The organism is Mycobacterium persicum, assembly GCF_002086915.1.
GTDB classification, from domain to species: Bacteria; Actinomycetota; Actinomycetes; order Mycobacteriales; family Mycobacteriaceae; genus Mycobacterium; species Mycobacterium persicum.
Map to the genome: position 1 here is coordinate 1 of NZ_MWQA01000023.1, position 9,168 is coordinate 9,168.

The window sequence follows — 9,168 nt, forward strand, 5'->3', positions numbered from 1 at the left end:
TAAGCGGATGTGCGAGTGCCTGGAGGTGTCGCGCTCGGGGTATTACAAATGGCGCAAAACCCGCGAGCGCGGACCGACCCCGGCCCAGCAACGGCGCGCCGAGTTGGATGCCAAGGTCGCCAAGTTCCACGCGGCCTCCGACGGCGTCTACGGCGCCCCGCGCATCCTGGCCGATCTACGCGATGACGGTGAGCGGGTCTCGCGCAAGACGGTGGCTGCCTCGCTGCGTCGGCAGGGTTTGGCCGGGATCTGCCCGCGGCGGTTCGCGCCGGCCACCACGGTGGTTGACCTCGATGCTGCGGTGCCTAAAGACCTGGTCAAGCGTCGTTTCGACACCGGGATCCTCAACCGGGTGTGGACCTCGGATATCACCTATCTGAGCACGGGTGAGGGCTGGTTGTATCTGTGCGCCGTCCGTGATGGCTGCTCACGTCGGGTGATCGGCTGGGCCATCGACGATTACCTGCATACCGATCTGGTCCAGGCCGCCGTGGAGATGGCTGTGGCGATGCGCGGCGAGCTCGCCGAGCAGGTCGTGTTGCACGCGGATCGCGGCTGCCAGTACACCTCAGCACAGCTCGCGCGGTTCGCCCATGAGCACAACCTGGCCCGTTCAGTTGGCCGCACCGCGGTGTGTTGGGACAATGCCCAGCAGGAATCGTTTTGGGCCACACTGAAAGTCGAGTTCTACGACCGACACCTGTGGCCGACCAAGGCGGCCGCCAAGCTCGCCGTGGGCGATTGGATCGAGCGGGTCTATAACCGACGCAGACGTCATTCGGCCCTCGCTATGATGAGGCCGGTCGAGTTCGAAGACCAACTCACTCAGACGGCACAAGCCGCCTGACCCTGTGTCCACCAAACGGGGTCAAGCCCATAACTCGGTGCCGTTGTCGAAATCCAAACCGGTTACTTCATAAGGTATTTCATGAATCCCTGCTTTCAGGGCGCCCAGGATGTGGGTGTTGGCGTTGTTGCGCACGGTGCGGGTGAAGACCCAGCCGATATGTACATCGGTGAGGTTGAGGGTCCGGGCGAACTCGCCCTTCAGTGTGGGGCCGCAATGCGCGACCGTATCGCCCTCGAAGAAGCCGGGTTCGGCTTCTACCTCATCGCCTGCCTTGCGGACCTTGACCGAATTCCGCAGCAGCGGTGAGGGTTTCGTCGTCAATACACCACTGATCTGGTCCTTGGCCCTCGCCGGCGCCAGATAGCGGTCAATCGTGGCCGCGCTCATCTCCAGCAGCTCTGCCCGCACGGCCGGGCTGTAGCGGTCACGACCAAAGGCCAGCTCGTCGTGGCGTTGCAGCCCGTCGAGCTGCAGCCGCATCGAAGCAGCCAGATACTTCCCGCACTGTCCACCCGAGGCGGCCCAAACCCTTTGCAGCACCTTGAGCGCGTCATAGGAATACTTCGGGGCCCTGGGCTTGCGGGGCCGCTTCGTCACACTGCGCCCCGGCCCCGGTGGCCGCTTCGCCGCTGCTGTGAGCCTGCGGCGGGCGTTGTCGCGCGACCACCCCGTCACCTCGACCACCTGGTCCAGAATCTGCCCCCTGTTCTTCTTCGAGGCCTTCACATACGCCTTGGCGTACCTGGTGGTGATCTCGGCACGAGACGTCATCGACAACCCACATTCCATGCCTGACGACGGTCACCGTTTCGCGGGCATTCTTATGTGAGGCACCGAGGGTGTTTCGCGGGCACTTTTCGTGAATCAAGCCGGTGCCTTGTAAGGCGCCCGTTCCGGGCTGAAAATGGGGCGGTGGTCGCCTTGCGACGCCGAGTCAACTTGGTCCTTCGAGGCCGGATGCGAGCCGGGCGCTGGGGTCGTGTGGCGCCCTTCATTGTTGCAGTCGTTGGTGTTTGGTTAAGCACGCGGATTAGTTTCTCCTTTCTTGCGGCCCACGGGCGACCACTCATCATGATCAGCTGGCCTGAGAGGAGTTGATGGGGCTGTGTTGACCGAGTCTGAGGACCGGGAAGAAATTATCGCCAGGGTCGCCGCGCTGGACATCGGCAAAGCCGACCTGGGTGTGTTGCGTGCGGCTTCCCGCGCCGCGGGGACGCCGAAAGCGGCGGCAGGAAGCGTCGACGCATTCGACGAATGACTGCCTCGTTGATCGAGCTTGCCAACGGCTGGTCGAACTGAAGGTGCAGCGGGTGGTGATGGAAGCCACCTCCGACTACTGGAAACCGGTGTTTTACCTGTTGGAAGCGCACGGGCTGGAGCCGTGGCTGGTCAATGCACGCGTCCATGTCGGATATGATCCTGACGATCGACATCGGATTTTTGGCGCAATAGGCTGAACGTAAAATGCTCGTCAATTCCAGCATGGGCCATGGCGATATCTGCGGCCCTGAAATTTCCCTGAGCGCGGCTCCCATCATGTGCAATTCTTGTCAACAAGAACTTTGGTCTACTTGCGCCCGACCAGCGGCGCTGCTCGCGGCTTCCCGCGGCATCGCGCGCTAACAACGATTGGCGACACCGCCCGGGTTATCTGGCGACAGCAGCCACCAACCAATAGGTGCAAGCGTAGAGCCGGCCGACGGGAGGTGCGCGTCAACTGACATGTCGATGCATGGAGTATTCGAAATCGCACATATTATGTCGGATGCGAGTCTTAATCTGGTATTGAATTTCCCAGGAGGCGGTTGATCGAGTCTGTCCAGAGCCTGGACTTCGTCCCGACAAGTTATTTCAAAGTGCTGCGATTGTCTACGCTCAACCAGTCGAGATGATCTGCACGGCAGTTCACTCATTGGTGCCAGTTTCCCGCATTAATGCTGGTAGTGAGAAAATCGATAACACCATCGCGAATTATGTCGTCACGTAGCTCGTCGCCTGCGATCAACTCCACATACCACACGACTCAACCTGCCAGGAAAGAGGAGGCTGGCAGTGGTTGCGCAAAGTGCCATCCTTGCGCGTTATTGCATCCGAACGCATGCAATCGATCAAGTTGTCGCGGGGTTTCGACGTGCTTTGCAGTGACAGTCAGACCTAATCCGCGGCCGAGTTCAATCATCGCTCGGGTGATCTGTTCATCGGCTGCCCGGTCGCGGATGCTTCCACCAATGTTCTCCACGAGCTTGCCGGCGAGTTTGACCACTCCGACCGGAAGGTTGGGCAGGTTGGCAAAGCTGGAGAACCCGGTGCCGAAGTCGTCGATTGCGATGCCCACACCTAGGGCGGACAGCTCTTGCAACGCAATCAATGCCGCCGCGTCTTTGCCAAGGCTTGTATCATGGCCAAGTTCAAGCTGCAAAGCGATAGCAGGTAGGCCGTTTCCGGTGAGCGCATTTTTGACTAGTGGAATAAATCCAGGATCGCAGATAACGCTACTGGCGATATTAACGCTGACGAATGGTTGCGGCTCGCTGCTGTCGTCACGCCAATCACGGGCAACGCGGCAGGCTTCCTCAATTACGAAGGCCGTAAGCGACGTAATCAGGCCGTTATTTTCAGCGATCTCAATAAATCGACCGGGGAGGAGGGTGCCCAACTTTGGGTGCGCCCAACGCAGCAGCGCTTCGGCACCGATTATGGTGGTATCGGCTAACCGGAAGATTGGCTGGTAAACAGCAAAGAATTCACCACGATCCAGTGCCGTGCGCATCGCGGCCGGCAGGAAGTATTGTGCGACCTGTTGGTCGCGGGCATGGGCCGCGCGTCGCTTATCGCCAATTCCAATACGGCTGTTATCCAGCGACTTAGCCGACTCGGCCTTTGGTCGGTCCGACAAGGTGCCTACATAGCCTACGCAGAGGTCCTGCAACAGCGAGGCAAGCCGTGTTGACGATCCATGGCCGCCGAAGTGGCGTTGGACGGCGCCGGCAACATCGCCCAACACGCGCGCGGGGTCGGGACCAGTAGCGGCCCGCCGCGCCAGGGAAGCGCCGACCCGCATGGCCAGGTTTGAGCTGCCCTGCTCATAGGCGCGTCGCAACATGGCCGCGAGCTGCTGAGAATATTCCACGTCAGACCCGAGGTTGCAAAACCGCACGGCATCGGCGATAGCACAGCTCAAGTCGTCGTCAGTTTTCGTCTTTGCTGCGGCCATCCTGGCAGGTCGCTCCTCACTGTTAAGGGGCGTGGGAGCCGCATCAGATCGACGGCCGATCAGCCCGTCTCATCTGACCGAACTTCAGCATTAAAAGCATCCGCCAAAACGCGTAGGTTGGCGCAGCAGGCCACGGGACCGGGTTCATCCCCATACAACACCTCTGACTATGATCTGCGGCAAGCTACAGGTGATGAGAAGGGCGGTGCTCCGGCAAGGCCGGGGAGCCATAAGCTTTAGCCACCGTTTCAGCTGCAGGGGCCAACGACCGGGGACCGGTCGATCTCACGAAAGCAAATCAGCACCGAAGATGTTTGGGGGGAATCGGGTTCAAGCAGTTGAATGTTTGCCGCAACCCATATCAGTTTCCTATCAGACGGACGTTCCACGGCGAAGATCGAACCGCTCTCAATACCCCTCATTCGGAAGATCTCGATCATGGCGACCAGGTCAGGGCCGACTGCTCGGCCATGACGGTCGTAAATGGGAACCTTTACGACGCGGGTAGCCGGGTCATATAGAGAATCACTGGAATCGATGCCCAGAATCCTCAGTGCCGCGGGGTTCACCAACTCAGCGCAACCATCAGGGCTCAACACCACCACGCCCTCGAACAGTGAGGAGATGACGCTTTGGAACAGTTGCTCGGCTCGACACCATACGGACTCGTCGCTGCACACCAGCACGAAACCGCTATCCATTGCGGTCACTGCCACCTGCACAGCCAGGGCCACCCCGTCGGACGTGCGGTGGGTAGTGTGCAGTAGACCGCCGTCGGCGACGACTTCATGAGGGTAAAGCGGCGCGCCAACTGCTTCGCTAACTGGCCGCGCTAATGCGTCTGCTGCCGGGCGACGATAGATCGCCTCGGCTGCCGGATTCCAACTGGTGACAATACCGGTGTGGGTGGTTGCAATGACGGCGTCGCTGACATGATTGACAAGGGCTGCCTGGTAGCGCAATGTCTTCTCCACGGCCTTTTGCCTGCTGAGGTCGCGCAGGACCACCAGATACGCGAGATTGCCGTTCCAGACAGTCAACACCGATGTCACTTCCACATCCAATGTGCTGCCATCCAGGAGCAACAATGTCTCCTGAGCCGGGTTTGAGGTGTCCCCGAGCTCACGCAGGGAGCCGATGCGTGCCATCATGTCTGGTACTGAGTCGGGATGCACGATTTCGGTGATCCGGCGGCCGAGGAGCTGGTTTTGCGATGTTGCGGCCAGCGTTTTTGTCCCGGTCGGATTGACATATACCAAACGGCCGTTTTCATGCACCAATATCACATCAGGACAATGGTCGAGCAGCTGTCGATAATGCTGGTCGAACAATTGGCGTTGAGTGGCTATATCATCGATCGCATAAGTTGCGCTGCACACCTGCGCTTCCAACTCGCTGCTATTATGCGTTTCCCGTAAGTCTTTCATCTTCCTATCCAGCGTAGTTGAAAGCTCGCCAACGTGAGGAAGTTTAGACCTCAGCCTATCACATCGCCCCTCGCGCTCGTGTGTCAGTCCCCTACGAGATGGCTTACAACCAGTTGGCCCAGGTCGGCACCGCTTACGTCAATGCCTAGGTCCCTGTCGATGAAACGTACGTTGGTAACACGGTCTAACCCCGCGATCATCGAACTGGAGTCGATTGCGGTGCCGAGGATCAAAATTGGCTTCTGAAGTGCACTGGCCCAGCCGAGTTCGACCACAACGCCTAGAGATGGAGGAATTCCAAGCACCGCGACAACCACGTCGGACGAAACCAGCTCTTTGTGGTCGATCGGAACGCACTCTGCGGGCGCCAACGGCGACGATCCCCAGTCTTCGTTGACCTGTGCGGAAAAGTATTCGAAACCCGCGTTGGCGAGGCAGGCGTAGAATTGTTCGAGTTCCTGCCTAAAAATGCGATCGAAAACGCCGTCGGCGCCTAGATAGTTGCTAAATGGCGCCGCGACAAAGATCTTCGGGCGTTGGTCATGGGAATGCTCGGCTGTCATGCGAATTTGGTGTACTTTCTTGTGTTATTCTTTGCTAGGGCGACCGGATATTTCTGCCTAACCTTCACGAGCTTGTCGAAGCATGACTGCAATAGATCGATATCGAGGTGCCACGACAGTCGAATCAGGTAGTTGTAGATGTCGGCCAATTCCGCCGCTATGGATCGGACATCGAGGTCGACACGATCAGCGCGATACTTCCATTGCAGCTCTTGGGCAAGTTCGCCAACTTCCGCCATAAGGCTGATAGCCAGATCCTGCGGTGTCTCGAACTTGCTCCATTCTCGCTCGCGGATGACCTGTTGCAGTTCAAGGTGGTAGTCCGGCCATTCGTAAGCCATCAGAGCTCGTGACTCACGACGATGGGTGCTCCATTGGCCAATAACCACCTGCTCTGAGTCAACATCGGGGATCAGCGCGTCGAGTCGCCACCCGCGGACCTGCATTATCCGGACCATGCCCGGCGAAATTGGAAGGTGAACGTATACACGTCCTTCAGTCTTGATAAATTCGTCGACCTTCTGCAATGCGAGCAGTAGCGCATCGAATGTGGCTTCGTCTTTCCAGAATGCCGTCGAAATCTTGGTCGAACCGCCCTTCTTGGGACATAAGACGAGCGCACCGACCAAATCGTGGCCTTGGTAGGCGAGGTAGACCAGCTTTGGTTTCGATTCCACGTCGCCGGGAACGCGCCCGGCTGCCGCTTGAATCTGCAAAATATCATGAGGAATGGCTTCATTGGATACAAACGACTTCGCTTTGCTGGCCAGTTGTTCCCATTGTCTTTCGGTCTCGGCGCGAACTAACGAGATATCTCCAGCACTCGTATCCAATGCAGAGCCGGGTGGCGATACGGGGAGTTGAAGAATTAATTCGCAGTGCGCTTTCAAATACTGGTCGCGCGAAGACCCCACGACGTGGAAACCTTGGCGGGTAAAAAAATTCACCGCTGAACGGTTAGACTTGTCAATGGTGCAGTAGATGTTCCTTACCGCAATATCGGCATCGGAAAGTGTCTTTTCCAGGTAAGCTAGAAGACTACGCCCCACTCCACGTCGTCGAGCCTTCGGATGTACGATCAGCGGGCTGATCTTAACTGTGTTCTGACGCTTTACGACGTAGTTCAGAAAGCCAATGACGCCGCCGGTTCGCGCACAGCTGGCGACTAGGCCAACCTGACGTGTCGAGTTGTAGCCACGCTCATCCACATTGTCGTTGAGGTACGCCTCCACCAGGCGATTGAAATGAGCAACATGATCACCTCCGTAGTGGGGATTCAGCGCATCGACAACCAGATCTAAGACCGCGCCCGTATGACCGACGCGAAACGGCTCCACAATAATATCCATGTCACACCTCTGCTCTCACTTCGACATAACCACACAAGCAAGTTTGGAAATTAGCCAGACAAACAATCACTGGTAGTGCTTCGATACTCCGGCCTAGTGCGGCATCACTTCGTGCACGCACAACTTGATAACCGGCCTTCGGCCCACGCGACGGATACGGCTTCGAACGCCCGCTCTACATGCTGCACTGCCTCGGCGCCGCTGTAGGCTCGGATCTGAAGCACCCGCACAGTCTTTCGGCCGCCAGCGCGCAAATACATCGGCAAAAATGCTTAAGTTGAAGCTGCGGCCTGCGCATCCATTGTGAAAGCGCCCGTTGATGGCTGCCGTGCGTCCTGATCCGACGAACGTGACGGCTGTCCACGAGCCGGAGAGCTGCTTACGCAAGATTCACGCGATCGCTGATTCCGCGGGCGAGTTGCAGCACGGGGACCCGGGCCCCCTTAGGGCTCGCGCAGTAATTGCTTAGGTTTTTCTGTTTGGTTTGTTCACACTTGTGGTATGACGCTGCTTGCTGTGGACTCCGATCGGGTCGCCGCCCGTTTGTCGTTGATCCGCCCGCATCTCGATGAGCGGGCGTGGCGGTTGTTGCTCGGCGCGGAGGCCACGGTGTTGGGTCGGGGTGGAATCAAGCTGGTCGCGGCGGCCGGTGGGGTGCATCCAGACACCGTGGCGCAGGGTGCGCGCGAGTTGGATTCCGACGAACCGATTCCGGGGCGGGTGCGCCGGCCAGGTGCGGGGCGCCCACCGATAGCGGTGACCGATCCCGACCTGCTCACCGCGCTGGATGCGCTAGTGGATCCGGTCTCGCGGGGTGATCCGGAGTCACCGTTGCGCTGGACGATCAAATCGACGGCCAAGCTGGCCGCCGAGCTAGCCGCCAGGGGGCATCGGGTGTCTGCGCGCACGGTGTCCAAGCTGCTCAAACAGGCTGGTTACAGCCTGCAGGCGAACTCGAAAACCATTGAAGGCGCCCAGCATCTGGATCGGGATGCCCAGTTCGGATATCTCAACACCCTCGTCGAACGATTCCAGGCCGGCGGGGATCCGGTGATCAGCGTGGACACCAAGAAAAAGGAACTCGTCGGAAACTACAAAGCCGCTGGCCGCGAATGGGAGCCCGCCGGGTCACCGCGCGAGGTGCAGGTGCACGACTTCGCCGACAAACAGCTGGGCAAGGTAGCTCCCTACGGGGTCTACGACGTCGGCGCCAACACCGGCTGGGTCAACGTCGGCACCGACGCCGACACTGGCCAGTTCGCCGTGGAATCGATCCGCCGCTGGTGGACCACGATGGGCGCCATCAGCTATCCCGGATCAAACAAGCTGCTGATCACGGCTGACTCCGGGGGCTCCAACGGATCCCGGCTGCGGCTGTGGAAAACCGAACTCGCCGCCTTCGCCACCGAGGCCGGACTCGACATCACCGTCTGCCACCTGCCGCCCGGCACCTCCAAATGGAACAAGATCGAACACCGGCTGTTCTCCGCGATCAGCCGTAACTGGCGCGGACGACCCCTGGAATCCCACGAGGTGATCATCGAAACCCTCAGGGCAACAACCACATCCACCGGACTAACCGTAAACGCGGCACTCGACACCACCACCTACCCCCGCGGCATCAAGATCACCGACAAACAGATCGCTGCCCTGCAAGCCACCCAGCTACACCGCCACCAATTCCACGGCGACTGGAACTACACACTCACCGCCCACCACACCCCGACACGCCCGACACCACCTACCTAATTACTGCGCGAGCCCT

General features: G+C 59.2%; 8 protein-coding genes and 1 pseudogene. 4 read left to right on the top strand and 5 right to left on the bottom strand.

Annotated elements, in window-relative coordinates; genetic code table 11:
• The coding region (locus B4U45_RS28525) for an IS3 family transposase (RefSeq protein WP_219859592.1) at positions 1-847 on the top strand (847 nt) is incomplete at its 5' end.
• Positions 848-868: 21 nt separating this feature from the next.
• Here the strand turns inward: B4U45_RS28525 and B4U45_RS28530 are convergent.
• On the bottom strand, positions 869-1,621 hold the full coding sequence (locus B4U45_RS28530; protein WP_241780107.1) for a hypothetical protein: 753 nt from the start codon (positions 1,619-1,621) through the stop codon (positions 869-871).
• Positions 1,622-1,955: 334 nt separating this feature from the next.
• Between B4U45_RS28530 and B4U45_RS28535 the strand changes: the two genes are divergently transcribed.
• Both B4U45_RS28535 and B4U45_RS28540 read left to right on the top strand, forming a co-directional pair.
• On the top strand, positions 1,956-2,108 hold the full coding sequence (locus tag B4U45_RS28535; RefSeq protein WP_158006281.1) for a hypothetical protein: 153 nt from the start codon (positions 1,956-1,958) through the stop codon (positions 2,106-2,108).
• Positions 2,109-2,160: 52 nt separating this feature from the next.
• Positions 2,161-2,307, top strand: a complete 147-nt coding sequence (locus B4U45_RS28540) for an IS110 family transposase (RefSeq protein ID WP_142276762.1) — start codon at positions 2,161-2,163, stop codon at positions 2,305-2,307.
• 566 nt (positions 2,308-2,873) lie between these two features.
• Here the strand turns inward: B4U45_RS28540 and B4U45_RS29725 are convergent.
• The 4 genes and pseudogenes from B4U45_RS29725 to B4U45_RS28560 form a co-directional block, all read right to left on the bottom strand.
• Positions 2,874-3,659: pseudogene (locus B4U45_RS29725) on the bottom strand (cyclic diguanylate phosphodiesterase); the annotation flags it as partial.
• 653 nt (positions 3,660-4,312) lie between these two features.
• The gene (locus B4U45_RS28550) at positions 4,313-5,491 is read right to left on the bottom strand and encodes a PAS domain-containing protein (protein WP_082275163.1); all 1,179 of its coding nucleotides are present in this window, start codon (positions 5,489-5,491) and stop codon (positions 4,313-4,315) included.
• Between the two features lie 83 nt (positions 5,492-5,574).
• Positions 5,575-6,054 (bottom strand): nucleoside 2-deoxyribosyltransferase, encoded by a 480-nt coding sequence (locus tag B4U45_RS28555; RefSeq protein ID WP_075545069.1) that lies wholly within the window; start codon positions 6,052-6,054, stop codon positions 5,575-5,577.
• Entirely contained in the window at positions 6,051-7,403 is a 1,353-nt protein-coding gene (locus B4U45_RS28560) for a GNAT family N-acetyltransferase (protein WP_082275164.1), read from the bottom strand. The genes B4U45_RS28555 and B4U45_RS28560 overlap by 4 nt, the downstream gene beginning before the upstream one ends.
• Before the next feature lie 501 nt (positions 7,404-7,904).
• Here B4U45_RS28560 and B4U45_RS28565 point away from each other — a divergent pair.
• Positions 7,905-9,152 carry an ISAzo13 family transposase gene (locus tag B4U45_RS28565; protein WP_116526644.1) on the top strand — a complete coding sequence of 416 codons (1,248 nt, stop codon included), beginning with the start codon at positions 7,905-7,907 and terminating at the stop codon, positions 9,150-9,152.
• Positions 9,153-9,168: the final 16 nt, after the last annotated feature.